Consider the following 25,418-nt stretch of genomic DNA (forward strand, 5'->3'; position numbering starts at 1 on the left):
GTATCTTTACGTACTCTTTTTAGAGAGCCCAAAATACATACTACATAGTTCGCTCTCGAAAGTCAAGACGGTTTTATCCTGTTTTGAGGACCGGTTTGTGAGGGTTATTTCTCTTCCTTATTATCGTCTAAATCGTCTTCGTCAATTTCTGTTAAGCCATCATCATCTTCGTCATCGTCTTCGTCGAAGTCTTCTATATCTTCCTCGATTTCCTCATCATCGTCTAGGTCGAGATCATCGTCGTCTTCAACAAGATCAAGTTCTTCTTCAAGCTCTTCGATTTCCTCTTCCTCTTCAATTTCATCGAAGTCTTCTTCAACGACAGCTGCTTTTGTTTTTTTCTTTTTCGCTTTTGTTTTCACAGCTGGCTGAACTTCTTCTTCGACTTGATCAACTGGATACCAGCTGCGAAGTCCCCATCTCTGATCACCTAACGAAATAAAGCGGCCATCTATATTTAAGTCTGTATAAAATTGAGCAAGGCGATCATCAAGATCAGATTTTTGTATTCCTTGTAAACGGACCATTTCATCTATTAACTCGGAAAACGTAATCGGTGTTTTACTGTCTCTGAAAATTTCATAAGCAAGTTCAACTAAAGACATGTGCTTGAGCTGCTCCTGTGAGTATTCTTTCAAACTCAAGGTCAGACACTCCCTTTCTATTACATGTATGTATCCATTTATCAGTGAAATAATAAGTGTTTATCCCTTATTTTTACGACAAACCATACCTCTCATTATAAACAAATTAGGGGAGTTTATGCCACCTTTAATCATGTTAATTTTTGATTTTTTCTCAAGGGGAGCAACTAATGGTTCATCATTTAGGTGAAATGGGTCTAGCTTTTGTGTCCGGCCTGCATTTTGTAAACCGTTTTATTCATTCCAAACGAAAAAATGGGAACAATCAGGCAGCAATGGTGAATGAATAAATTTTGGCTATCATTCGAACGAAGTGATTGTCCATTTTTTATAAAGCGTATAAAAAGGTACACACCAACGGGTTCAGTTGGCGTGTACCTATAATGAAAAAAATTGTATAACACCTTTTTTCTCAAGTAACCTTGAATTCACTTTTATGCGAATACCGTTACTTCTTTTCGCAAGAGTTCATGCTCTATTTATTATTCATTACAGTACAGCGACTATTTCTTTTCCTAAGGAAATGAAAGCATCTATAATAAATGGTGCCGCAAAGAGAATCGAAGCTTTCCAGTTCGCTTTTTTGTATTGAAAAAAGAACAAGATCAACACTGCTCCTATGAGTGCCGTGAAGAGGTACAGCCATAAGCTTTGTATTTGCAAGATCCCCATACATATTACATTAATAAACATAATGATAATCTTAGGAATTAGAGCATAAAACAGATGACCCTTAACCTCTGGAGCAAAGATGATTAATAGGAATTTTGCGATGAGATACTGAACTAATAGGCTGATGGTGGTTAGAATTGTTGTAATGACAACAATGAGATTCAGCATCGTTTCATAGGACATATCCTCTAACAAAGCTCTTAAATCATCTAGTTGCGAAATGTAGCCATTCAACTCAATAGCAAAAGTAACGAAATAATAATTGGCCATAATAAAAATGACCAATGATATCAATGATGTTATTCTTGGACGTTGTTCCATAATAGCCTCCCATCCCCTATACTCACAATGCTTGAATGATCGTTTAAGCGTTTATTCACCATGCTATGGGAAACATATATGATGGTTGAAATTTTTTTAATAGAGAGATTCACTAGCCTCTCAGATAGCATCTCTATACTTTCTGAATCTAGAGATGACATGGTTTCATCAATTAGAATGGTTTCCCAATCTTTTACGAATAATAAAGATAATCCTACCTTCGCTTTCATACCCGTAGATGCTCTGCTATACGAACCATCTAGGTTACCATCGAAAAATTCATTCACTTTCCCCATTTGTTCTTCAGTCGGCACAATTTTAAACGTATTCCACAGAATCTCTAGATTTTCTCTAATTGTAAATGGGTGAATGCCAATAGGATCCACATTTAAATAAAGAGTCGATTCTTTGTTTGCCTCAATATCTCCAGAGTATCTCTTATCTAAACCAGCTATCATTTTAAGGAGAGTGCTTTTACCTGCACCATTTCTCCCCACTAAATGAAAGAGACCTGTTGGAATTGAAAAATTCACTTTATCTAGTATGGTATTGTTTTTGAACTTCTTCGTACATTCTACAAATTCTAATCCCACTTGAATCCCCTTCTCTGTCGTATAGAGTCTTCAATAAAACCATCTATGATTGATCATGATAGAAAATAATAAAGAATCATACCCTTCAATAAAAGCAGCTATTATTAGGATGACTAACGATAGTAGATAATAAGGAATCATTTTTTTCATGACACCTAAAGCAGCTTTAATTGATTTCGTATAAATTAGTGTGAAAAGCACATACTGGCTGATTCCTTGATAAAACAACATATTTGGAAATTCTAATAGCCCATGAGGAATTAGTTTACCTAAAGCTTCTTGTGCTCCTAGCGTTCTAAAACCCATCGTAATGACGAAGGACGAACCTCCAAAATCCATTATTTGAAATAACGGCGACAACAAGAAACCCAGTAAATACATCGCAAAGTTCGTTAAGTTATGTGTCAGGACTACAGACATAAATTCCTGGCCCGAAGTTGGTGGTGCGGCTTCAAATAAATCTTTGTTGACTATATTCCCTAGATAAATCCCTGTACCTATCAGCAATATACAGTAGATAGAGTAGTACCACAGAAAATACTTCAATCTTTTATGTATCATTTTCCTCCTCTTTTCATGAAGTAATCGTGAAAATAGTAATGCATATGAGTAATAAAATAGGCAAGGACAGCTTCAATAACTTATGTTCATAATCGTTGATTAATAGTTCTGTTTTTCTGAAATATACGACCCCAATAAAGATGATTAAAGGCAACGATAAAGTATTTTTAAGAATGATTGAGATATCGGACGTGTTGATCATTACTCCGACTATTCCACACACACTGACAAAAATCAGTACAAGACATAGTAAATATATCGTACTGGATTTAAATCTCTCGTACGGACTCACAATCAAAGAGGATTGCAACGTCTCGATTCTTGCCCTATCAAGCACAATCTCTTCCTTTTTCGACCCTATTAAGATTTCTAAGATCGTAATAAAGTTAATATAGACTAAAATGAGCGCAGGCAAATTTTCTATTTTCGTTAAAAAGGATTGGACGAAATAAGTAAGCATTGATACTAAGGCACCTATTAAAATGATCAATATTTTATTACTAGTGATATATGACAAAAATAAATACAGAATATTTCCAGACCTATATTGCTTATTCGCACTTTTTAGGAAGGAAAGTCCAGTTGTCAAAGGTATTCTATGAGAATTACTTATGTAAATGTAAATAAGAAGAGACTGTACTATTTGCAGTATCATCACTGCTTCAAAAACGGACGTTATGATATACCAAAATTGCAACAAAAGGAGTATTCTGTTGATGATATTGAATAGACCTGACAATAATTGAGATGCAAAAGAAAGCATCACGACAATAAATGCTAGTATCATAATGAAATATTGATTTTCTACTAACAAAAAGGTTAAAGCAATGAAACAAGCCAAAAGTAATTGAACTGAATATCCTTTTTTAATTGTAAAGAATAAATGTTTCAACAACAATTGTTTAGAGACAAAGACCACGCCTGGCTGCTGTCTTCTATACGGTAATACACAACGATTAATATTAGCTGTAGCTACAATGTATATTGAAATAAAAACAAAGCTGTTTAGGTAAGTGCCGGGAATCTCACCCCGATAGAAAATCAACGCTACCATCACAATGAAAGAAAAAAGAATCATCCCAATATAATTGAGGTACCCCATTATACTTTGATCATATATTTTAAATAGTTTATTTGTTTTATGCATAAGTCATTTTAAAAAGCAGCAGCCTTGGCTTTTCCTTGTTTTTTAAGTACAAACAAAATAGCAGCGGCAGCCTCAGTACTAACACCTAGATTGGCTACTATCTTTGAACCATTTCCAACGACTAAAGATGCGACTGTATCTGCAAATAACAATAGTGAGAATGAGCCAAGATTTTTTGCTTTTATCATAAAATTTCCTCCTAATTAATGTTTTATTACAAGCCGGATGGGCATAAAACGTTAAATTAGTTTTTAAGTCCCTGTCTATTGAACGTTGTTTCATCTGATATCAATACACTTTTGAAAAAAAATCATCTCAATAAAGATTGAGATGATTTTTTTTTAGATTAAAAAGCAGCAGCTTTCGCTTTTCCTTCTTTTTTAAGAATAGCCAAGATAGCAGCAGCTACACCTGAACTAATTGTGCCTACGCCAGTGAAAACACCAACGATTGTAATGACAGTTGCTACTGAGGACCAAGTATCTAAGAAATTCACTACTGTTGCCGCAGTTGCAGTACTAACACCCAGATTTGCTGCAATCAAAGAACCATTACCAATCACTAAAGCTACTAATGTTACCGCAAGAAGTGACAGCGATAATAAAGCATAAAACTTAGAATCTGTTGCTTTCGTCATAATATGACCTCCTTCGATTATTTACTACTTCTTTAGTCTAGCAAGAAGTAAATTACATTTCAATATTTTTTTGGAAAATTTGTAATATTTATTTAATTAACGGTATTTGTAATCAGTTTTTATCAGGATTTACGTTCATTTTCCATTTTTACCGGGCACTTATGTAATAGCATAAAATGCTCTGATTCATTTAAATCTAGTCAGAATTTCTGATAAACACTATCAAAAAATCAATTCGTTTCAAATCTTCAATGCCTTCTTTTTAGAGACAGGTAAACTTTTATGATGAATTTTTTTAAGAGATGCTCGTTTCATGTAGTACTTTGATTATTACTGAGATATTCTTCAACAATCGGAGCTCACCTTCGTTAAAGACAGAGACCAAGTTCAAAAAATCACTGAAAGATCATGTTATAGATGTGGAAAAAGAGTTGATTTTATTTTGAATTCAAGAGAAATGATGAATGGAATGGGAAGTAAGTTATACACATTGACCCTAAGGAGAGAAGAACCGTATCTGTATTAGGGAGCGATTCATTTTTGGAAATATATCAGTATCTTTATACATTTCAGTTCCTATCATAGCTTTTGAAAAATTGTAACATTTAGAAAATGTGATAAACATACTATTCTCTAAAACACAACATAAGTCCCTACAAATCGGAGTCGAAAAAGAAGAAAATGGATTAAATTACCTAGTTAAATTGAATCAATTTCCTCAATTCCAAAAGAAATCGAGACACTCATATTGAGTTGTCTCGACTTCGATTTGATATCAAAATAGATACCCATTATTCAAATCTTTGAACGTATGATGAAAAATAATGGCTGCTTTTTGCATGAATCGTCTGTATAGTCATTTCTGTATTTTCTTTAGATCCAGATATTCGGGCAAAAAAAGCATTGCTCCTTTATGTAGGCAGAATCATAACCATCACGTTAGAAATGAGGCTGAACCCTGACATTTCTGCAAAGTCTAAACACATTGGTGAATGAGATGAACTTGTTATCTAGTTCTCAAGCATTGAAATATGCTTTCATAACGATACACTTTTATCGTTTATTTTAAGGCTAGAGATTCTGAAGTAATGAGATGACTACTGCTATGGTCAATATGATGCCTGCAAGCATTAAAACAATTAATTTTCTACGGCTATTTTCTTTTTCATTGTGATCTTTCTTTGAAGACTTCGAAAGTTCTGCGGAAACCATGATCCATATCACCAAAGTCACAATTGCTAAAATGGTAGTAGTTGTGGTCATAATAACCTCCCATATTTTTATTTTCTTAATTTTAACATAATGCTAATATAATATGGATCGATACTGGAAATCATCTTAAATTCAGGAAAACCTGACTATTACCTTGTATGTGGGTTATAGCTATATCATTCTTGAGGTCTAATTCTTTAGTAGGTATATTGCGAATTCACATGTACCAATACTCACTACTTCACCAGTTACAAATCACTCATACGTTAAAGCTGTTTCCTGTTGCCGACACTATCCTTTTACAATCCTAAAATAAAAAAACTTTGGATGATGCTAGTGATTAATGCTTCATGAACCAAAACAGACCACCTCACATCAGGTGGTCTTTGCTTTGTTTCTACATATCTAGCAGTTTGCGCGAGATGACTAGGCGCTGGATTTCCTGTGTGCCTTCATAAATTTGGGTGATTTTCGCATCACGCATGTATCGTTCGACTGGGTAATCTTTTGTATACCCGTAGCCGCCGAAGATTTGGACGGCTTCTGTTGTTACCTTCATGGCTGTATCTCCAGCAAAGAGCTTGGACATAGCTGATTCCTTTCCATACGGGAGCCCTTTCGTTTCGAGCCATGCTGCCTGATAAGTGAGCAGCCTAGATGCTTCAATTGCGGTTGCCATATCTGCGAGCTTAAAAGCAATTCCTTGATGCTGAATGATTGGTTTGCCGAATTGCTTTCGCTCCTTCGCATAATCGACTGCCGCATCAAGAGCGCCTTGTGCAATCCCAACAGCCTGTGCAGCAATACCGTTTCTTCCGCCATCGAGGGTCATCATAGCTATTTTAAAACCTTCTCCTTCTTGTCCGAGCCGGTTTCTTTCATGAATCCGGCAATCTTCAAATCGAATTTCGGTCGTTGGCGATGAGCGAATGCCCAGTTTGCTTTCCTTTTTGCCAACAGAGAAGCCCGGTGTCTCTTTTTCTACAATAAAGGCGGTCGTATTTCGAGATGTAGCTTCTTGGTCTGTCACAGCAAACACAATATAATAATCTGCAATGCCTCCATTTGTAATAAAGATTTTCGCACCGTTCAGGACGTATTCACTGCCTGCTTTTACTGCCGTTGTCTTCATTCCGCCGGCATCTGAACCCGAACCGCTCTCAGTGAGTGCATATGCCCCTACCTTCTGTCCTTCTGCAAGCGGCTTTAAATAGGTCTCTTTTTGTTCATCTGTTCCGAAAGTATAGATAGGCCACGAGGCGAGAGAGGTGTGGGCGGAGAGGGTGACGCCTGTAGAGGCGCACACTCTTGAAAGCTCCTCCACTGCGATGACGTAGGCTAAATAATCACTACCGATCCCGCCTACCTCTTCCGGCCAAGGAATGCCCGTTAAACCGAGCTCCGCCATTTGGCGAAAAATAGCTGGATCATACGTTTCTGTCTCGTCCCGCTCTGCTGCTGTTGGCTCTACTTCATTTTCCGCAAAATCCCTCACCATTTTTTGAATCATTTCATGTTCATCACTTAATTGAAACTGCATCATGAGCCACCTCGTTTCATATTAGCTGTTTACAAATGACCAGCCTTTGAATTTCACTTGTTCCTTCATAGATCTCACAAACTTTCGCATCACGAAAGTAACGTTCTGCTTGATAGCGATTCGTATAACCGTCCATGCCGAGTAAATGGATCGCTTCTGTACTGATCTCAACCGCCGTTTTTGACGCAAATAGCTTTGCCATGGATGCTTCCTTTGTCACCGGACGATTCGCCTCTTTATAAAAAGCCGCTTGATAGACTAATAGTTTGGCAGCTTCAAGCTTCGCTGCCAAATCACCCAGCCGAATGGTCGTTTCTAGACCTGCTGGGTGCTGCTTTAAATAAGTCACTGCCTCAGTTAATGCGGCTTCAGCTATACCGAGGCTTTGAGCCGCGATACCAATTCTCCCCGCATTTAAACTAGACATGGCTATGTGAAAGCCCTCTCCTTCTGCACCGAGCAGCTGCTGTTTTGGAATCCGCACAGCATCAAAATGAAGCGTAACGGTTTTTGACCCATGCAGTCCCATCTTTTTCTCATCTTTTCCGATCGTAAATCCGGGTGTATCTTTCTCGACAATGAATGCCGATATATTTTTTTTCGCAGAAGCAGGATCTGTCACGGCAAAGACAAGATACAGTTCTGCTTCCCCGCCGCTTGTGATAAACATTTTTGTACCATTTAACACATAATGGTCGCCCGCCCGCTCTGCTCTTAACTGAATATTGGAGGCATCTGAGCCTGCCTTCGGTTCAGTCAGGCAAAATGCTCCCAGTTTCTGCCCGGATGCAAGCAGCGGAACATAGGATTCTTTTTGCTCATTCGTTCCAAAAGCCAAAATAGGCATCGTCACAACAGATGTATGAACGGACACAATGACACCGATGGTCGCACTCACTTTAGATAATTCATGAATGGCGATGATATACGTTGTAAAATCTGCTCCTAAGCCTTGATACGAAGCTGGTATTGGAATCCCCAGAAAGCCTTGTCGTCCCATTTCTGCTAAAAGTGTTCTTGGGAACTGACCTTGTTCCATGGCTTCCACTTCAGGGAATACACGCTGTCTTGCAAATTCTGCTGCCTGTTCTCTCCAGAGTCGCTGTTGATCCGTAAGCAAAACATCCATTTTGACTCCCCCTATGAGTGGTCGTGGTATGTGTAAAAACCTCTCTTTGTCTTTTTGCCCAGCCAGCCTGCATTCACGTATTTTTTCAAAAGAGGACAAGGTCGGTATTTGCTATCCCCAAGTCCCTCATGAAGGGTATTCATAATAAATAAACATGTATCTAGTCCGATGAAATCAGCGAGACGAAGCGGCCCCATTGGGTGATTCATTCCAAGCGTCATGACACCGTCAATACTTTCTGCATCTGCCACGCCTTCATAAAGGGTGTAAATAGCTTCATTGATCATTGGCATCAATATGCGGTTTGATACAAACCCTGGGAAGTCTTCCACTTCAATTGGGGTTTTGTTTAAATTCTTTGCTGTTTTACAAACGAGTTGATACGTGTCGTCACTCGTTTGCAGCGCTCGAATGACCTCAACGAGTTTCATGACAGGCACCGGATTCATAAAATGCATGCCAATCACTTGCTCCGGTCTCCCCGTAACAGCTGCTAATTCTGTGATCGACAAGGAGGATGTGTTTGTTGCAAATATCGTCTTCGCCTCTGCAAATTGATCGAGTGTTTCAAAGATTTGTTTTTTCACACTCATTTGTTCAGATACAGCTTCAATCACTAAATGAGCCTGCTGCACGTCCTTTAAATCTGTAGATACGGCAAGCCGCTGTGTAATATCTCGGACTGCCTGATGGGCTAGCTTTCCTTTTTCTGCTCGTTTCGTCAGTTGTTTGGTCATGAAGGAAATGGCTCGATGAATCTGCTTTTCAGATCCATCATGCAGCAGGACTGTGTAGCCAGACTGAGCAAAAACTTGGGCAATGCCTGATCCCATTTGACCAGCTCCAACGACCATGACGGTTTCTTCTGTACTCATGACGATGAACGCCTCCTTTTTAATCTACCTTTATCATGATGGCATCTCCTTGACCGCCTCCACTGCAAATCGCCGCAATGCCAATACCGCCGCCTCTTTGTTTTAATGCATGAATCAAAGTCAATATGATACGTGTTCCGCTTGCCCCAATGGGATGACCAAGCGCAACTGCACCACCGTTGATATTCATTTTCCGCCGGTCAAGCCCGATTATTTTTTCACATGCCAGCGCCACAGCTGAGAAGGCCTCATTGATTTCAAATAGATCAATATCCTCTAGACGCTTGCCTGTTTTCTGTAAAATTTTCTCGATAGCAAAGGCTGGTGTTTTGAGAAAATCCTTTGCCTCTACAGCTACCTGCGTATGACCAAGCACGATTGCCAATGGCTTGACGTCATGCTGCTTTGCATATGTGTCTTTCATTAAAAGAAGCGCACTTGCTCCATCATTGACACCTGGTGCATTTCCAGCGGTAATGGTACCCGTTTGATCAAAAACAGGCATGAGTTTTGACAGCCGTTCATATGACGTATCACGACGCGGGGATTCATCTTCTGTCATCAGCCGCTCTCCCGTTTTTGTCTTGACGGTGACGGGAGTGATTTCATGCTGAAAAAAGCCGTTTTTCTGCGCTTCGATCGCTCGTTCATGACTTCTTAATGCCCAAAGGTCTTGCTCTTCCCGCGTGATACCGAGCTCCTTCGCAGCCATGCTCCCATACTCACCCATATGAACGCCTGTAAACGAACAGGTTAATCCATCTAAAATCATCGCATCTTGTACCGCACCATCTCCCATTTTGTAGCCCCATCGCGCTTTTTTTAGCAAATAAGGGGCGTGTGACATGGATTCCATACCGCCCGCTACGATGACCTCCGCATCTCCAGCTCGGATGATTTGATCTGCTGTGCTCACACTGCGCATTCCTGATGCACAGACTTTATTGATGGTTTGCGTCGGAACGGACCACGGAAGATCAGCATGTCTTGCTGCTTGCCTTGAAGGAAGCTGACCTTGTCCTCCCTGCAAAACACTTCCCATGATGACCTCATCCACATGATGTGAACCCGGCACTCTTTCCAGCGCAGCCTTGATTGCCACTCCGCCTAGTTCTGCGGCAGTCAACCCGCTGAAAGCACCGCCTAGTTTTCCAAATGGTGTTCTTGCTCCAGATACAATGACTGTCTTACTCATGTATGTCCCCTCCCTTTTGTTACCGCTTACATATTATCTGAACAGCAGATGTACAGCGCCATTTATAAGCCGATGAACATTCTATTCATCGGCCTGTTTTGTTTACGAAACCTGCTTTCCAGCCTCGCCAAACACTGATTTTTCAAGAAGCTCTGCGACATCAAATGTACCTACCTGCTCTTCTACTTCTTTCGCTTTCGTCCCATCTCCCAGCATCGTTAAGCAATAAGGACACCCTGAGCTAATGATGGACGGCTGCACTTGTAACGCCTGCTCCGTTCGGGCAGTATTAATCCGGGTACCCGTCTCTTCTTCCATCCACATTAAGCCCCCGCCTGCACCGCAGCACATACCAGTTTCACGATGCCGTTCCATTTCTCTCAGCGTCACACCAGGGATGGCTTTTAAAATGTCTCTCGGCGGATCATACACTTCGTTATATCTGCCTAGGTAGCAAGAGTCGTGGAAGGTAATCACCTCGTTCACTTCATGTACAGGCGTTATTTTTCCTTCTTTCACTAGCTCTGCCAGTAATTCTGTATGATGGTACACTTCTGCCTCAAGCCCGAAGTCTGGATACTCATTTTTAAATAAATTGTAGGCGTGCGGATCAATCGTAACGATCTTTGTGACACCGTTTTTCTGGAATTCTTCAATGTTTTTTGCGGCAAGCTCTTGGAATAAAAATTCGTTTCCAAGCCTTCTTGGTGTATCACCTGAGTTTTTTTCTTTATTGCCTAGGATGGCAAAGGACACACCTGCTTCGTTGAGAAGCTTTGCAAAGGCAAGCGCAATCTTTTGGCTTCGATTGTCGTATGCCCCCATTGAACCAACCCAGAATAAATAATCGAAGGTTTGGTCTGCTTTTTTCAGCTCTTTTACTGTCGGCACGTGCACATCTTCGCTCAGTTCACGCCAATTTTCTCTTTCTTTCCGGTTCAATCCCCACGGGTTCCCTTGGCGCTCTATACTTGTCATAGCACGCTGTGCATCTGCATCCATTTTCCCTTCAGTCAGCACAAGATATCTACGCATATCAATAATTTTGTCGACGTGTTCATTCATGACAGGGCATTGGTCTTCACAGTTTCGGCACGTCGTACATGCCCAAATTTCTTCCTCTGTAATGACTTCACCAATAAGAGAAGGATGATACATCGAGCTAGCAGCCGATTCCTCTGCACCTGCTCCTCTCGCCTGAAGCGCCAGCTGATTTCCTGTTGTCTGCCTGAAGGCAAGCTGCGGAACCCAAGGCGTCTTTGATGTAATGGCGGCCCCTTTATTGGTTAAATGATCTCTTAGCCTTAAAATCAAATCCATTGGAGACAGCATTTTCCCTGTACCTGTTGCTGGGCACATATTTGTGCAGCGCCCGCATTCCACACAAGCGTAAAGGTCGATCAGCTGTGACTGACGGAAGTCTTCAATTTTTCCCACACCGAAGGTCTCTTGTGTCTCATCTTCAAAATCAATTTTTTGCAGCTTGCCTGGCGGGTCTAATCTGCTGGCAAATACGTTCACCGGTCCTGCAATGAGGTGAGCATGCTTTGACTGCGGGACATACACTAAGAATGTCAGCAAAATCAGGAGATGCACCCACCATGTGACATAAAAAACGACCGTTGCCGCAAGAGGTGAAATACCGCCCAGCAAGAAAGCAACACTGGATGCGATTGGCTCCGTTGGTGATAAAGAGTGTCCATGCCAGATGATATTCATCCCGTTCCCAAGTAAAACGGTCAGCATCAAGCCGCCAATAAATAAAAGCACTAGACCGGATTTAAAGCCACGCTTTAAACGGACAAGCTTCTCCACATACCTTCTATGGAACGCCCAAACAACAGCTACTAAAATGAGAAGTGTGACTACCTCTTGGAAAAAGGTAAAGACACCGTAAAGCGGACCTAAAGGGAGTCCGCTGCTTGGAACGAGTCCCTTCATAATAAAATCAAGGGCTCCGAACTGTACAAGGATAAATCCGTAGAAAAACAGCACATGAATGATGCCGCTCTTCTTGTCCTTTAACAGCTTCTTTTGCCCAAATACATTGACCCAAACACGCTCTAAGCGTTTTTTCACGTCTTGTTGGAACTCTTCTTTTTTACCAAGACGAATGTACGCTGCTCGTGTTCGAATGAGATAAATAAACAAATACACAGCGTAAGCGGTCACCGCCGCAAATGCGATCATGTTCATGATTAAAAGGCTATTCATCTTGCTCCCCCTTTCATTCCCCAAAACCCACTTTGTTCCGTTTCCATGTTGTACCTCTATCATAAATAATGAATGAGTATTCAGTCAATATTTTTTACACGTTTGGGTACACTATTGAAATATGCAAAAAAGGAGGAAGCTTCATGATCGCATTGATCATCCTACTCGTACTCATTGTCATCGTTTGTCTCATATTGTTAGACCTTTATATGGGAAAGAAATATTTTTCCACCCGCGCTTTTGAACGATCTTTTGATCAAACAAGCGGTGATGCCGCCTTTTATCATGATGGCGAACCACTCTTTGAACAGCTGATCACCGATATTCAGCACGCCTCTTCTTCTATTCATATGATGTTCTTTATTGTAAAGAACGACAAGATTGGTCAAAGGGTGTTACAAGCTTTGAAAACAAAAGCTGAACAAGGGGTTTCAGTCTTTTTACTGACCGATCGATTAGGGTCCTATCCGTTTGATCAAAAGTCCATTGATATGCTGGAGAAAAGCGGCATCCAATTTTACTTTTTAAATAAGCCTCGTTTCCCTTTTTTGATTTATCGGTTAAACATGAGAAATCATCGTAAAATCACGGTAATTGATGGAAAGATTGGCTATATTGGCGGTTTTAATATTGGTGATGAATATGTTGGAAAAAAGGGTCGGTTTGGCATTTGGAAAGATTATCATTTGCGCATGACAGGGCAAGTTGTCGCAGATCTCCAGCATGTGTTTTTGAATGATTTATACCGGACATCTGGCATTCATCAGCTGCAATATGAGGTTTTTCCTGCTTTGGAACCGGGAACACTACAATGCACAACACGCGCGACTGCTGGTTTTTCTTTAGAAGCTTTGTTCCTCAAAGATATTCAGCAGGCGAGGAAACAGATCATCATCTGTACGCCTTACTTTATTCCATCTGCTCCTCTTCTGAGTGCACTGCTTGATGCACGAAAGCGAGGCGTCACCGTTGAAATCATCATCCCAATGAAAGCAGATCATCCACTCGTCAAAGAGGCTGGATTTCATTATTTGAAGGACCTCATTGCCTCTGGCTGCCTTGTTTATCGTTTTTATAAAGGATTTTATCATGCGAAAGCCATTCTAATTGACCAGAGACGCTGTATGATCAGTACGGCAAATTTTGATAAACGCAGCTTGTTTTTAAACGAAGAAGTTGACGTCGCCATTGATGATGTCGACTTTACTGCACACGTAGAAGAAAAAATTCGCGAGCACATAGAAGTGTCTGAGCTTATGACAGAGGAGAAATTGACACAGCGTCCGCTTTTGTCACGTCCGCTGGAATGGGTTGGCGCCATGTTCTCGTACTTTTTATAAAGGAGCTGACCTATGCGTTATCGATTCGGTTATGTATCCAATGCCGTCACCTTGTGGGAGGCTTCTCCTGCCAAGTCGCTGACCTTTGCAAGATACAGCAAGCTCTCAAAGGAAGAGAGAGAAGAGGCTTTATTACGAACAACAAAGGCCAATCTCGTGAATACATTAAGAACGCTTTACTTTGCCATTGCCCATGATATCCCGCTTTACCGTTTTTCGAGTTCGATCGTCCCGCTTGCGACCCATCCCGAGGTACGCTGGGACTTTGTGACACCTTTTCAAAAGGAGTTTCTTGAAATTGGCGAGTTGGTGAAACGGCATGAACTGCGAGTGAGCTTTCACCCCAATCAATTCACCTTGTTTACTAGCCCCAAGCCTTCAATCACAGAAAATGCCGTGATTGATATGACGTACCATTATCAAATGTTTGAGGCGATGAAGCTCGTGAAGGAAGGCTATATGAACATTCATGTGGGCGGTGCGGTGATAAAGATTCGGCGCTTCAACGTTTTGATGACAATATCAAACAGCTACCAGCGCATATCAAGGCGAGGATGACGCTTGAGAATGATGACAAAACGTATACGTCGTTAGAAACCCTTGATGTATGTGAAAAGCACGGTATTCCATTTGTTTTTGATTATCATCATCACGTGGCCAATAAAGATGATGATGCCGTGCTTGAAGACATCCTGCCAAGAATGTTCAACACTTGGACGAGCACTGGCATTCCGCCTAAAATCCATTTATCCTCACCGAAATCAGAAAAAGCCATACGCAGTCATGCAGATGGTGTAGATATGTCCTTTGTCTTACCGCTTTTTCATGCATTAAAACCGTATGGGCGTGATGTAGATTTTATGATTGAGGCGAAGTTAAAGGATCAGGCACTGCTCCGACTTGTCGAAGAGCTGTCTGCGATAAGAGGCAACAAGCGAACCGGCGGAGGAACCATTGAGTGGAAATCATAGATAAAGGTTTATCTCTGTTCAAACAGGGGTAACAAAGCTATTGTGAGAAAGTTATTAACAGGAGGATATGAAGATGTCTCAAATCTATTCAATCCAAATCGCTGCGAAAGCATTGAATTTACATAAGCTTATTTCTCTTTATGAAAAATGCCACCAGGCTCAACATCGTCTATATGTGTATTCTAAAAAAACAATGTGCAACATCAAGAACATCGTAGAGCTTGAAACCTTCAGGCTCACTCATTTAGAGTCTGACTACTTAATTGTCGTAGAGGGGAAAAAAGCGCAAGATCTCTTGCAGCCTTTTGAAAAAGAGCATGTTTCATAAAAAGGAGCAGCCCTCAGGCCGCTCTTTTTGTTAGATCCACTCTTTCGTCAACCACACTTGTTTTGAAGCTGCATCCATTTTCACTTGTGCCCCAATTGGCATCGTAATCATCGGGTGCGTATGGGCACAGTCAAAATCTGCGATGAGCGGTCTCTTTGTCTCTCCAAGCACCTCAAGTAAAATCTCGTAAGGTTCTTTTCCCGTTCCCTCATCATCAAACAGCTCATGTTTTCCCAAAAGAATACCTGATACTCGCTCAAACACTCCATTTACTTTCAATAAAGAGAAGTTTTTTTCTACAACCGAAGCGGTTTTCATGCAATCTTCAATGAGGAGAATGTCTCCTGTTTGGATCGCTGGCATGAACTCACTGCCCCATATGCCGTACATTGCATTCAGGTTCCCGCCGATCAACCTGCCTTCTGCCCGTCCTTCTATGACGCACAGCCAATCGTTCGGACGCTGCTCTTTATCACGCGTCTTTTCTTCCCAATTGATTCGTTCATCCGTCCAAAAAGGTGGTTTTTTGATCTGATAAGGAATGGGTTGAGGATGCATCAGGATGTCTTCGAACGACTGATACGTATAAGCGACGAACGGTTCAAACTCTCCAAAAGATGGGACAAGCGCCGGTCCGTAGAATACAGGCAGTCCCGTTCTTTCGTAAGCGGCTAAAAGAATCGCTGTCGCATCTGAATAACCGATCATGATCTTCGGATGTTGATTCAGCAGCTCAAAATCAAGATAAGGGAGCAAACTATTTGAATTTGTCCCGCCAATCATTGACATGACGCACGCCAAGTCTTCCCTAGCCATTAGCTCATTCAGCTCATCTGCTCGTTCTTGAATTGTACCTGAACGGTAGTGATCCTCTTTCCCTGTTAATGATCCTGGTACCACAATGAAACCTTTTTGCTCAAGCCACTTCTTCGCCCGCTCATACCTAAGAGGCGAGGTCGCTGATGCTGGACTTGAAGGTGAAAAAATACCGATCTTATCGCCTTTTTGTAATCGCCGAAGCCTCTTCATTCCATCAGATCCTTCCTACACGAGTTTTTTCTATCCTAACAAAAAAAGCCCCTTATCAAAAGGGCTTAATCTTTAATGACCAAACTGCGCTTCGTGCAGTCTGCTATATACGCCGCCCATTTGAATTAAATCTTGGTGGCGGCCTTGTTCTTCAATGCCTTCCTCTGTTACGACAATGATACGATCGGCGTGTTTAATTGTTGCAAGGCGGTGGGCTATGACGAGCGTTGTCCTGCCGACAGCTAGTTCACTCAGTGCATCCTGTATGGCTTTTTCTGTTTCTGTATCAAGTGCTGACGTGGCTTCATCTAGAATGAGAATGGACGGGTTTTTCAGGAACATCCGCGCAATCGACAGACGCTGCTTTTGACCGCCTGACAGTTTGACGCCGCGCTCACCTATGACGGTATTTAACCCTTCTGGGAAACGCTGTACGAGTTCCTCTAAATGCGCACTTCTTACAGCCTCCCAAATCTCTGCATCGCTGGCTTCTAAGTTGCCGTACGCAATGTTTTCACGAATGGTGCCTGAGAATAAAAAGACATCCTGCTGCACAATACCGATCTGCTGCCTTAAAGAAGACAATGTCATCGACTTTGTGCTTATACCATCAATCGTGATCTCCCCTTCATTCACATCATAAAAGCGAGGCAGCAGACTGCAAATGGTTGATTTCCCCGCTCCTGAAGGCCCGACAAACGCAACCGTTTCTCCTTGTTTAATCTTTAAATCGATATTATTCAGCACATGACTGTGTTCATCGTAGCCAAATGTTACGTTTCGATATTCAATTTCACCTTTTAGTCCGTGTACATCACGTGCTCCCTCTGTATCCTTCACATCCGGCTCTGTTTCTAGCAAATCGACATAGCTTTTAAAGCCCGCAATGCCTTTCGGATACATTTCAATGACCGTGTTGATTTTATCAATCGGTCTAAATAAAACATTTGTGATCAGAACAAACGCGATAAAGCCACCTGCCGTTAATTGACCTTGCAGGACAAACCATGTACCTGCGAGAAGGACAAACAGTGTCACAAGACGTGTGAGAATGTAACTGATCGATCCATTGACCGACATAATTTTATAGGAAAGAAGCTTCGCCTTTCGAAAACGGTTGTTGTTTTCAGCAAAACGTTTTTTCTCGAAATGTTCATTGGCAAAGGCTTGAACAAGACGAATGCCGCCGATATTGTTTTCAACCCTTGCATGAAAGTCTCCAATGTCATTGTTCAGCTGTGTAATCGCATGCGTCATTTTCTTATTAAAATGAAGGGCAAGCCAGATGATGACCGGCATGATCAGGAAGGTTAAAATGGCCAGCTGCCAGTTAATCATCAGCATGACTGCAAAGGCACCAAGAATCGTCATAATCGCTATAAACAAATCTTCAGGACCATGATGCGCCACTTCTCCAATGTACATGAGGTCGTTTGTCATCCGTGACATGAGCTTACCCGTTTTGTTGTTGTCAAAGAATTTAAAGGATAGGCGCTGAAAGTGATCAAACAGCTTCTTCCTCATATCTGTTTCAATATTGATGCCAAGCATATGGCCCCAATACGACACAATAAATTGCATAACCGAGCTGAGGGCATAAATGACAAACAGCGCAAATGCGGTCCAGACAATGACTGTCCAGTTCCCTGTTGGCAACAATGTATCAATAAAGTAGTTCACGATAAGCGGGAAACCCAGTTCCATTAATCCAACGGCGACAGCGCAAAAGAAATCTAAAAAGAACAGACCTCGATAGGGCCTGTAATAGGCGAAAAAGCGTTTTAGCATATGTAAAAGAACCTCATTTCCTCTATAATTGATAATCATTTTCAATTATAGAGGAATCCTCTTCAAAATACTAGATTAGGAAATGATTTCTTTGACTAGAAATCCTCATAGAACGCCAGAAAACAACCGAGCAAATGATTCCTTTAACCGTTCTTTTAAGCCTCTTTTATAAAAATGAACAGGTCCCATCTGCTCACATTCCATCATATCCTCCTCATAGTGTGCCATCAGCTGCTCAATGGGCTTTTTCGCGGCTGTAAAGACATTGACCTCAAAATTGAGCTGAAAGCTTCTCATATCCACATTTGCAGTGCCGACAGAGGCAAGTTCTCCATCTGCGATCATTACTTTTTGATGCATGAAGCCCTTTTGATAGTGATACACCTTGATGCCCTCTTTTAGAAGCTCAGAAAAATAGGATCGTGTGGCGTATTGTGTGAGAAAGCCGTCATTGATCTCCGGTACCATCACCCGGACATCCACCCCTCTTGTAGCAGCAATTTTCAATGCTGTACGAAGGGATTCATTAGGGACAAAATAAGGTGTCGCAATCCAGACAAATTGTTTCGCATTTGAGATGAGTGCATCATATAAATCACTCATACTTTCTTTCATATCGGGTCCAGTTGGTACAACCTGAATGACATCCTCTCCCGTCACAGGATGCGGCGTATGATATTTCGGATCATCAATTAATACTTCATCTGATACATACTCCCAGTCGAGCATAAAAACAGAGTGAAGGGTTTGGACAGCCTCACCCTTTAACATGGTATGCGTATCACGCCAAAAACCGATATTTTCATCACGTCCGACATATTCTTTTCCGACATTTAACCCGCCGACAAATCCTGTCTTCCCATCAATGATCACGATTTTGCGGTGATTTCGGAAATTGAATTTTTGATTAAAGAAACCATATTTTAAAGGCAGAAATGGAGCGACCTTGACCCCTGCCTGCTTCAAGCGTTTAATATCTTTTCGGGAGAAGCGAATGCTGCCAGCCGCATCATAGATGAAGCGAACCTCTACCCCTTCTTTCACTTTTTCTATCAGAATCTCCATCATCCGGTGCCCGAGGAAATCTGATTTGAACATGTAGTATTCTATATGGATGAACGATTTTGCCTTTTTTAATTCTTCAAAAATACGGGGAAACGTCTCCTCCCCATTTTTTAAAATGTCCATATCACTATTTGTGTTCACATGCATGCCTGTTGCTTTTTCTGTGTAATGAAAAAAAGTCCGCTGATTTTCGGTTAGACGCGATTCATCCGGCTTGCTCTCAAGCTCAGATATTCTGCGTAGTTTTTCACGGTTGTACATTCTCTTTGATTTGAATAAATGACCTTTCACATAGAGCTGTCCTGAGAACAAATAAAACATATAGCCAATGATCGGGAAAAAGATTAGCACATACATCCATAAGAGTGTGTGCTGTGATGTACGGTTCTCTAGCATGAGTGAGATGATACTAAATAAAATAATGGCGATATAAACCGCTGCGTACAACTGAACACTCCACGCTGGAACCGGCCACCAATACACCACATATGCCCCGAATATCATAAAATATAAAAATAAAAATTCCAGTCTCCTCTTTTTCACATTCTCCGCCCTCATTCGTTTCTGTCTTTTCTCTTCCATACCCTTTGCACAGCTTGTATGAAACGCACGACCTATGCCTTTCTTCTAGCTTTTACAGACTTGGACCATTTGATCCGATATAATGGATAAATATGTGATGGAAAGGAAGATTTGTTTATGTATACACCCTCTCCTTTAAAAAAGGGCAGCCATATTCGCGTCATTGCCCCAAGCCGAAGTGCCAGCATTTTATCAGAAGAAGGAATCGCTCAAGCAAAAAAGCGTTTAGAGATGTTAGGCTTCACCGTCTCTTTTGGACAACACGCGTTTGAATGTGATCTTCATTCCTCTTCATCTATTGAACACCGCTTGTCTGATTTGCATAAGGCGTTCACAGATGATGAAGTCGACGGTATTTTGACAGCCATTGGAGGCTTCAATTGCAATGAACTCTTGCCTTATATTGATTACGACTTGATTCGTCAGCACCCTAAAGTTCTTTGCGGCTACAGTGATATTACCGCACTCGCAAGCGCTATTACTGCAAAATGTGAGATGGTGACATACTCAGGCCCTCATTTCTCCAGCTTCCAAATGGAGCAAGGACAAGAGGAACAGACCGCTATGTTTCAAGCCTGCTTGATGAATGACGGTGAGTCTTTTGATGTGATCCCTTCGACAAAGTGGAGTGATGATGCGTGGTATCTTGATCAAGCGAACAGGCAATTTCATCCGACAAAATGGGGAATATATCAGGAAGGAACAGCTGAAGGCACCTTGTATGGCGGTAACCTTTGTACACTGAATTTACTGCAAGGGACGTCGTTTATGCCTCATATCAAGGATGCCATCTTATTTGTGGAGGATGATGATTTGGTTTTCCCTGAAATGTTCGCCAGAGACCTCACATCCCTCTTGCAGCATGCAGAATCAATCAAAGGACTGATCATCGGACGCTTTCAGAAGAAATCCGAGATGACAGAAGAACATTTAAGATTCATTCTAGATAAGCACCCAATGCTCAAACACATTCCAGTGATTTACGATGTCGATATTGGACATACGCAGCCGGTTTTCACCTTACCGATTGGTGGAAATGTAAAGCTAGCGTGTAAAGATGGAGACGTGAAGCTGCGCATTCATTCATAACTAATAAAGGCTAAAAAAGCACCCGAATAGGGACTGACCCCCGTTTTTGAGACAGGGATCAAAACACCTTTATACAGCCAATTGCCGATAGTTTATCGGTGATTGGTTGTTTAGTTTCGTTTGAATACGAATGTTGTTATAATAATAAATGTATTCTTTGACAGTGCGTTCTACGATGCTGGTCGTAGTGCGGTCAATCCTGTTAAGATAGAACGTTTCAGACTTTAGTGAGGAATGAAACGATTCGATGGAGGCATTATCAGCGGGCGTCCCTTTACGGGACATGCTCATGGTAATGCCTTTTATATGAACAGCTTTCTGATACTCGTAAGATGTATACACAGAACCTTGATCGCTATGTAACACGCAATTCTCAGGCAGTGCTGGGAGCTGATTAAGTGTGTTTAAGATAAAGTCTGTGTCCTGCTTATCACCAATCGTAAAAGCAATCACTTCTCCATTATATAAATCCAATATACTGGAAAGGTACAATTGTTTCTGTCCATAAGGCAAATACGTGATGTCCGTTACTAGTTTTTCAAGAGGGCGATCAGACTGAAAGTTCCGATCCAGTATATTACTGGCCACGGCATAGGGCTGCCCATTCTTCTTACGCTTTTTCATTTTAACCCGGCATTGCCACTGGTTTTTCTGCATGATGCGTTGAACAGTTTTATGGTTAATACGCATTCTCCTTTTTAGTATAGCTGTGATTTTTCGATAACCATATCGATATTTGTGCTTTCGGCACAACGTGCCGACCTGTTTCTCTAGTTGTCTTTTAGAATGATTCTGAGTCAGATCCTTTTTCCATCTATAATACGAAGTACGTAAGATGCCTAAATGGACACAGATGTCCTGTACCGTCATCGTTTTGCACAATTCTTCTACCAGTTTGATTGACGTTTCCTTATCAACTTCCTTTCCAATTCGTTGTACTTTTTTAAAACTTCATTCTGTTGACTCAAATAGCGATTTTCTGCCTGCAGTCTCTCTAATTCGGAAGAGTACTCGGGACCCTTTCCATAGGTATATTGTTTTCCAACAGGCTGTTCGAACCGGTGTGTATCCCCAGCTTTATGCCACCTCACCCATGTCTGAACCTGCGTCTTATTCTTGATATTCAATTTCTGCATGATCTCTTTCATAGGTACGCCTGCCAATCTCATTTCTACAGCCTTCTGTTTGACTTCAACCGGATAACTCACTCTTGTCCCCATAGAAAAAACACCTCCATGTTTTATTTCGGATCACAACGATCCATTTTCAAACTTGAAGGTGTTTTTTATTTGTCTCATCTTATGGGGTCAGTTCCATATGTGGTGCTTTTTTCTATGCCACCATCTTTTTTAAAAATTTTTTAGAAAAAGTGATCCAACCCTCCAACCCCTTCGTTAAGTAGATGTAAAAAGAAAAGAGAGGAGGCAAAAACATGTTCTCTGATGTACTTAACCAATTATTCGATTCTATCTCTAACATTATTAATACACTTGGATAATTCTAATTAACGCACACATACTACATGCTTACCGAAGGGAGGATGCACTCTATGTTTTCTGATGTACTTAGTCAATTATTCGATTCTATTTCTAACATTATTAATACGCTTGGGTAATGTTCAACATCCGCTGTCTCTAGTAGATAGCGGATGTTTTTATTTAACAGATTCTGAATGGCGCCATTTAAATAACTATAAGGAACCTTGTTTGATTATCATCAATTCAAAAGACCCTTTATGAACTGGTTTCTTTTAAACAATTCAAACAAGCCCAATTGGATGTTATGATCTATTTAAGGAATATACTAACTATATAAAGGAGATATAATGATAAAACGTTTGATTGGTTTGTTTTTTATTACTCTTTGTATTGTTGGATTAAGCTTCACTTCAAAAACTCTCACCCTTTCTGAAGAGGAATTAGATGAAAAGGTCATCCACGTATTGGACTCATTATGGGAAGAGCATGCATTGTTTAACTATCAAATGATCAAGACAGATCCCACAATTTCCATCGGCATCGATACTTCAAAAGATATGACAAGTTTGCAATCTATCTTAGAAAAGAAACTTCCTAAACAAGCATTAGAGGATTATGAAATTGAGATTTTTCAGAGAAATAAAAGTGATCTAAAAGCTGGATGAAAAACACGAAGAAACCCACTCTCGTTCCGAGCGGGTTTCTTCGTGTTCTTACATCTTTTCCGGAGCCGATACGCCAATTAGTTTTAATGCATTCGCAAGCGTAATTTGTGTTGCTTTCATGAGTGAAAGACGTGCTGTTGTTTTTGTTTCGTTTTCTACATCAATGACCTTCTCGGCATTGTAGAAGCTGTGAAGGGCTGATGCAAGGTCATAAATATAGTTCGTTACACGGTGCGGAATACGCTTTTCAGCTGCTTCTGCTACAACTTCTGGGAAGCTGCCAATGATTTTGAGAAGATCGTACTCTTTTTCCGATTGAATGTGAGAGAAATCTGCTTTTTCAAGGTTTGGCTCGTAGCCTTTTTCTTCCCCTTGACGCAGCATGCTGCAAATTCTCGCATGCGCATATTGTGCGTAGTACACAGGGTTATCGTTAGACGTAGATATCGCTAAGTCTAGGTCAAAGTCCATATGTGTTGCCGCACTTCTCATCGCGAAGAAATAACGAGTGGCATCTAGACCTACTTCTTCAATCAGATCACGCATGGTGACAGCTTTTCCTGTACGTTTACTCATCTTCATCTTTTCACCGTTTTTGTATAGGTGAACGAGCTGAATGATTTCTACTTCAAGCTTGCCAGCAGGATATCCAAGTGCTTGGATCGCCGCTTTCATTCGAGGGATATAGCCGTGATGGTCCGCTCCCCAAATGTTAATGAGCTGATCAAAGCCTCTGTCCAATTTGTCTTTATGGTATGCGATATCTGGAAGCAAGTAAGTGAAGCTGCCGTCTTTTTTAATGAGCACGCGGTCCTTGTCATCGCCAAAATCAGTTGAACGCAGCCACGTTGCGCCGTCTTCTTCAAAGACATAGCCTTTAGCGCGAAGGGTTTCCAGCGCTGGTTCGATTTTTCCGTTTTCATATAAAGAGGTTTCTGAATACCATACATCAAATGGGACACGGAAATTCTCAAGGTCTACACGTAATTTCTCTAATTCGTATTTTAAGCCGTATTCACGGAAGAACTTCATACGCTCTTCTTCTGGCTCATGCACGAAACGGTCACCAAATTCATCTGCCAGCTTTTGCCCGATGCCTTTGATGTCTTCTCCTCTATAGCCGTCTTCAGGCATCTCTTTTTCAAGACCGAGCGCCTCAAAGTAACGTACCTCTACAGATAAAGCAAGGTTATTGATCTGATTGCCTGCATCGTTGATATAGTATTCACGGCTCACTTCGAACCCTGCTTTATCAAGGATGTTGCAAAGAGAATCACCTACAGCTGCTCCGCGGGCATGTCCAAGGTGAAGGTCACCTGTTGGGTTGGCTGAGACGAATTCAACTTGCACCTTTTGGCCGCCGCCTGTATTCGTTTCACCATATGCCTCTTTTGCTTCAAGGACAGCTGGAATGAGCTTTGTTAAATACTGATTGTTCATATAAAAGTTAATGAACCCTGGACCTGCGATATCCAGTTTTTCAATAGAAGCTTTCCCTTTATCAAACGCTTTGACAATGTCCTCTGCGATTTGGCGAGGTGCTTTTTTTGCAATGCGGGCAAGCTGCATCGCCATGTTGGTGGAGTAATCACCGTGAGTTTTGTCTTTCGGCACTTCTAAAAGGACATCTGGTACCTGGCTTTCATCAGCAAGTCCTGCTTTGACGACTGCCGCAATGATTTCTTCTTTTAACGCATCTTTGACCTGTTCTGCGATATTCATGAACGTAAATCCTCCTTATACGAAATCGATAATGTATGTAAATGCTTTTGATCTTCCCCTGTCAGCATATCGTACGTAATGTGCAGCAGTCCCTTGTTCACATCCAGATCAATGCCATGTGTGTGTACATCAAGCTGTAGTGTACCGAATGGCATCGTGTAATGTGTGACGGTCGTTTCCCCAATGAGAAAGCGCTGCTTCATTTGAATGGCCCCTGATCTCATGACAAAAATTTCTTTTTCACTCATTTTCACAACGGTTTTTACTTGACCCATTTCATGTTCTTCATGGTAAGTGAGATACGTTTTGTCATTCTTTTCTTGATACGTTCCAGTCGTGCGGAATTCGATCGTTTCAGCCGGCTCCGTCTCTGGTTTCATCACTGACTTTACATGAATTGAAATTTGGTTTTGTGTCATTTTGCACTTCCTTTGCTAAGACCCGTTTAACTAAAATAGTATACCATATTCATGATCGCCTATCATACCATCATTTCTCTTCTTCACTGCGATTAAACTTCGTTTTTATCTTACGCCATCCCTTTAGAAAAAAAAGAAACAGGAAACTGACTAATACCACCAACACAGCCTTTACGCCCATGTCTTTTCTTTTGATTAAATA

At 41.2% G+C, this 25,418-nt stretch carries 23 protein-coding genes and 1 pseudogene; 5 read left to right on the forward strand and 19 right to left on the reverse strand.

The window, feature by feature from the left end; all coding sequences use genetic code 11:
- Positions 1-104: 104 nt before the first annotated feature.
- From rpoE to MKY18_RS17035, 13 genes are all read right to left on the reverse strand, one after another.
- A complete protein-coding gene (gene rpoE / locus MKY18_RS16975) occupies positions 105-644 on the reverse strand; it encodes a DNA-directed RNA polymerase subunit delta (protein WP_065097853.1) in 540 nt (179 codons plus the stop codon).
- A 489-nt stretch (positions 645-1,133) separates the two neighbouring features.
- A complete protein-coding gene (locus tag MKY18_RS16980) occupies positions 1,134-1,637 on the reverse strand; it encodes a hypothetical protein (protein ID WP_113767807.1) in 504 nt (167 codons plus the stop codon).
- Positions 1,616-2,230, reverse strand: a complete 615-nt coding sequence (locus MKY18_RS16985; RefSeq protein WP_058013461.1) for an ATP-binding cassette domain-containing protein — start codon at positions 2,228-2,230, stop codon at positions 1,616-1,618. The genes MKY18_RS16980 and MKY18_RS16985 overlap by 22 nt, the downstream gene beginning before the upstream one ends.
- A 30-nt stretch (positions 2,231-2,260) precedes the next feature.
- Positions 2,261-2,791: a stage II sporulation protein M gene (locus tag MKY18_RS16990; protein ID WP_065097851.1), complete on the reverse strand. Its 531-nt coding sequence runs from the start codon at positions 2,789-2,791 to the stop codon at positions 2,261-2,263.
- 13 nt (positions 2,792-2,804) lie between these two features.
- The gene (locus MKY18_RS16995) at positions 2,805-3,251 is read right to left on the reverse strand and encodes a hypothetical protein (RefSeq protein ID WP_238153554.1); all 447 of its coding nucleotides are present in this window, start codon (positions 3,249-3,251) and stop codon (positions 2,805-2,807) included.
- 695 nt (positions 3,252-3,946) lie between these two features.
- Complete coding sequence (locus MKY18_RS17000; RefSeq protein ID WP_126741250.1) at positions 3,947-4,126, reverse strand: hypothetical protein; 180 nt, start codon at positions 4,124-4,126, stop codon at positions 3,947-3,949.
- 158 nt (positions 4,127-4,284) lie between these two features.
- Positions 4,285-4,575 carry an uberolysin/carnocyclin family circular bacteriocin gene (locus MKY18_RS17005; protein ID WP_003214902.1) on the reverse strand — a complete coding sequence of 97 codons (291 nt, stop codon included), beginning with the start codon at positions 4,573-4,575 and terminating at the stop codon, positions 4,285-4,287.
- Positions 4,576-5,646: 1,071 nt separating this feature from the next.
- Positions 5,647-5,838 (reverse strand): hypothetical protein, encoded by a 192-nt coding sequence (locus MKY18_RS17010; RefSeq protein WP_034620267.1) that lies wholly within the window; start codon positions 5,836-5,838, stop codon positions 5,647-5,649.
- A 346-nt stretch (positions 5,839-6,184) separates the two neighbouring features.
- On the reverse strand, positions 6,185-7,327 hold the full coding sequence (locus MKY18_RS17015) for an acyl-CoA dehydrogenase (RefSeq protein WP_342497595.1): 1,143 nt from the start codon (positions 7,325-7,327) through the stop codon (positions 6,185-6,187).
- A gap of 16 nt (positions 7,328-7,343) precedes the next feature.
- On the reverse strand, positions 7,344-8,456 hold the full coding sequence (locus MKY18_RS17020; RefSeq protein WP_342497596.1) for an acyl-CoA dehydrogenase family protein: 1,113 nt from the start codon (positions 8,454-8,456) through the stop codon (positions 7,344-7,346).
- Positions 8,457-8,467: 11 nt separating this feature from the next.
- The gene (locus tag MKY18_RS17025; protein WP_113767812.1) at positions 8,468-9,331 is read right to left on the reverse strand and encodes a 3-hydroxybutyryl-CoA dehydrogenase; all 864 of its coding nucleotides are present in this window, start codon (positions 9,329-9,331) and stop codon (positions 8,468-8,470) included.
- 19 nt (positions 9,332-9,350) lie between these two features.
- The gene (locus tag MKY18_RS17030; RefSeq protein WP_113767813.1) at positions 9,351-10,526 is read right to left on the reverse strand and encodes an acetyl-CoA C-acetyltransferase; all 1,176 of its coding nucleotides are present in this window, start codon (positions 10,524-10,526) and stop codon (positions 9,351-9,353) included.
- 102 nt (positions 10,527-10,628) lie between these two features.
- Positions 10,629-12,740 carry a heterodisulfide reductase-related iron-sulfur binding cluster gene (locus MKY18_RS17035; protein WP_342497597.1) on the reverse strand — a complete coding sequence of 704 codons (2,112 nt, stop codon included), beginning with the start codon at positions 12,738-12,740 and terminating at the stop codon, positions 10,629-10,631.
- Positions 12,741-12,883: 143 nt separating this feature from the next.
- On the opposite strand from MKY18_RS17035, the gene cls (MKY18_RS17040) reads away from it, so the two are divergent.
- The 3 genes and pseudogenes from cls (MKY18_RS17040) (at position 12,884) to MKY18_RS17050 (ending at position 15,379) form a co-directional block, all read left to right on the forward strand.
- Complete coding sequence (gene cls, locus MKY18_RS17040; RefSeq protein ID WP_065097845.1) at positions 12,884-14,080, forward strand: cardiolipin synthase; 1,197 nt, start codon at positions 12,884-12,886, stop codon at positions 14,078-14,080.
- 12 nt (positions 14,081-14,092) lie between these two features.
- A pseudogene (gene uvsE / locus MKY18_RS17045) lies at positions 14,093-15,051 on the forward strand (UV DNA damage repair endonuclease UvsE).
- Positions 15,052-15,124: 73 nt separating this feature from the next.
- Positions 15,125-15,379: a general stress protein gene (locus MKY18_RS17050; RefSeq protein ID WP_113767816.1), complete on the forward strand. Its 255-nt coding sequence runs from the start codon at positions 15,125-15,127 to the stop codon at positions 15,377-15,379.
- 30 nt (positions 15,380-15,409) lie between these two features.
- Here MKY18_RS17050 and MKY18_RS17055 read toward each other — a convergent pair whose 3' ends face one another.
- From MKY18_RS17055 to cls (MKY18_RS17065), 3 genes are all read right to left on the reverse strand, one after another.
- Positions 15,410-16,408: a S66 peptidase family protein gene (locus MKY18_RS17055; RefSeq protein ID WP_342497598.1), complete on the reverse strand. Its 999-nt coding sequence runs from the start codon at positions 16,406-16,408 to the stop codon at positions 15,410-15,412.
- Between the two features lie 72 nt (positions 16,409-16,480).
- A complete protein-coding gene (locus MKY18_RS17060) occupies positions 16,481-18,196 on the reverse strand; it encodes an ABC transporter ATP-binding protein (protein WP_106066376.1) in 1,716 nt (571 codons plus the stop codon).
- Positions 18,197-18,301: 105 nt separating this feature from the next.
- Positions 18,302-19,804, reverse strand: coding sequence for a cardiolipin synthase (gene cls / locus MKY18_RS17065; protein WP_065097841.1), 1,503 nt, complete (start codon positions 19,802-19,804; stop codon positions 18,302-18,304).
- Positions 19,805-19,960: 156 nt separating this feature from the next.
- On the opposite strand from cls (MKY18_RS17065), the gene MKY18_RS17070 reads away from it, so the two are divergent.
- The gene (locus tag MKY18_RS17070) at positions 19,961-20,932 is read left to right on the forward strand and encodes a S66 peptidase family protein (protein WP_065097840.1); all 972 of its coding nucleotides are present in this window, start codon (positions 19,961-19,963) and stop codon (positions 20,930-20,932) included.
- Between the two features lie 69 nt (positions 20,933-21,001).
- Here MKY18_RS17070 and MKY18_RS17075 read toward each other — a convergent pair.
- Positions 21,002-22,152, reverse strand: a protein-coding gene (locus MKY18_RS17075) for an IS3 family transposase (RefSeq protein ID WP_185108217.1) whose coding sequence is annotated in 2 segments (ribosomal slippage) — positions 21,002-21,879 and positions 21,879-22,152 — 1,152 coding nt in all. Because the reading frame shifts where the segments join, the coding sequence is not laid out codon by codon here.
- 605 nt (positions 22,153-22,757) lie between these two features.
- Here MKY18_RS17075 and MKY18_RS17080 point away from each other — a divergent pair.
- Positions 22,758-23,075 carry a hypothetical protein gene (locus MKY18_RS17080; protein WP_065097839.1) on the forward strand — a complete coding sequence of 106 codons (318 nt, stop codon included), beginning with the start codon at positions 22,758-22,760 and terminating at the stop codon, positions 23,073-23,075.
- 48 nt (positions 23,076-23,123) lie between these two features.
- Here MKY18_RS17080 and argS read toward each other — a convergent pair whose 3' ends face one another.
- Both argS and MKY18_RS17090 read right to left on the reverse strand, forming a co-directional pair.
- Entirely contained in the window at positions 23,124-24,797 is a 1,674-nt protein-coding gene (gene argS / locus MKY18_RS17085; protein WP_044140185.1) for an arginine--tRNA ligase, read from the reverse strand.
- A complete protein-coding gene (locus tag MKY18_RS17090; RefSeq protein WP_044140186.1) occupies positions 24,794-25,216 on the reverse strand; it encodes a DUF1934 family protein in 423 nt (140 codons plus the stop codon). The genes argS and MKY18_RS17090 overlap by 4 nt, the downstream gene beginning before the upstream one ends.
- Between the last annotated feature and the right edge of the window lie 202 nt (positions 25,217-25,418).

It is taken from the genome of Bacillus sp. FSL R7-0672 (genome assembly GCF_038601465.1).
GTDB lineage: Bacteria > Bacillota > Bacilli > Bacillales > Bacillaceae > Bacillus > Bacillus pumilus.

Coding starts and splice junctions, on each gene's coding strand:
- MKY18_RS16980 (WP_113767807.1), bottom strand. CDS start 1,637: ATGGAACAACGTCCAAGAATAACATCATTGATATCATTGGTCATTTTT.
- MKY18_RS16990 (WP_065097851.1), bottom strand. CDS start 2,791: ATGATACATAAAAGATTGAAGTATTTTCTGTGGTACTACTCTATCTAC.
- MKY18_RS16995 (WP_238153554.1), bottom strand. CDS start 3,251: ATGCTTACTTATTTCGTCCAATCCTTTTTAACGAAAATAGAAAATTTG.
- MKY18_RS17000 (WP_126741250.1), bottom strand. CDS start 4,126: ATGATAAAAGCAAAAAATCTTGGCTCATTCTCACTATTGTTATTTGCA.
- MKY18_RS17005 (WP_003214902.1), bottom strand. CDS start 4,575: ATGACGAAAGCAACAGATTCTAAGTTTTATGCTTTATTATCGCTGTCA.
- MKY18_RS17010 (WP_034620267.1), bottom strand. CDS start 5,838: ATGACCACAACTACTACCATTTTAGCAATTGTGACTTTGGTGATATGG.
- MKY18_RS17015 (WP_342497595.1), bottom strand. CDS start 7,327: ATGCAGTTTCAATTAAGTGATGAACATGAAATGATTCAAAAAATGGTG.
- MKY18_RS17020 (WP_342497596.1), bottom strand. CDS start 8,456: ATGGATGTTTTGCTTACGGATCAACAGCGACTCTGGAGAGAACAGGCA.
- MKY18_RS17025 (WP_113767812.1), bottom strand. CDS start 9,331: ATGAGTACAGAAGAAACCGTCATGGTCGTTGGAGCTGGTCAAATGGGA.
- MKY18_RS17030 (WP_113767813.1), bottom strand. CDS start 10,526: ATGAGTAAGACAGTCATTGTATCTGGAGCAAGAACACCATTTGGAAAA.
- MKY18_RS17035 (WP_342497597.1), bottom strand. CDS start 12,740: ATGAATAGCCTTTTAATCATGAACATGATCGCATTTGCGGCGGTGACC.
- cls (WP_065097845.1), top strand. CDS start 12,884: ATGATCGCATTGATCATCCTACTCGTACTCATTGTCATCGTTTGTCTC.
- MKY18_RS17050 (WP_113767816.1), top strand. CDS start 15,125: ATGTCTCAAATCTATTCAATCCAAATCGCTGCGAAAGCATTGAATTTA.
- MKY18_RS17055 (WP_342497598.1), bottom strand. CDS start 16,408: ATGAAGAGGCTTCGGCGATTACAAAAAGGCGATAAGATCGGTATTTTT.
- MKY18_RS17060 (WP_106066376.1), bottom strand. CDS start 18,196: ATGCTAAAACGCTTTTTCGCCTATTACAGGCCCTATCGAGGTCTGTTC.
- MKY18_RS17070 (WP_065097840.1), top strand. CDS start 19,961: ATGTATACACCCTCTCCTTTAAAAAAGGGCAGCCATATTCGCGTCATT.
- MKY18_RS17080 (WP_065097839.1), top strand. CDS start 22,758: ATGATAAAACGTTTGATTGGTTTGTTTTTTATTACTCTTTGTATTGTT.
- argS (WP_044140185.1), bottom strand. CDS start 24,797: ATGAATATCGCAGAACAGGTCAAAGATGCGTTAAAAGAAGAAATCATT.
- MKY18_RS17090 (WP_044140186.1), bottom strand. CDS start 25,216: ATGACACAAAACCAAATTTCAATTCATGTAAAGTCAGTGATGAAACCA.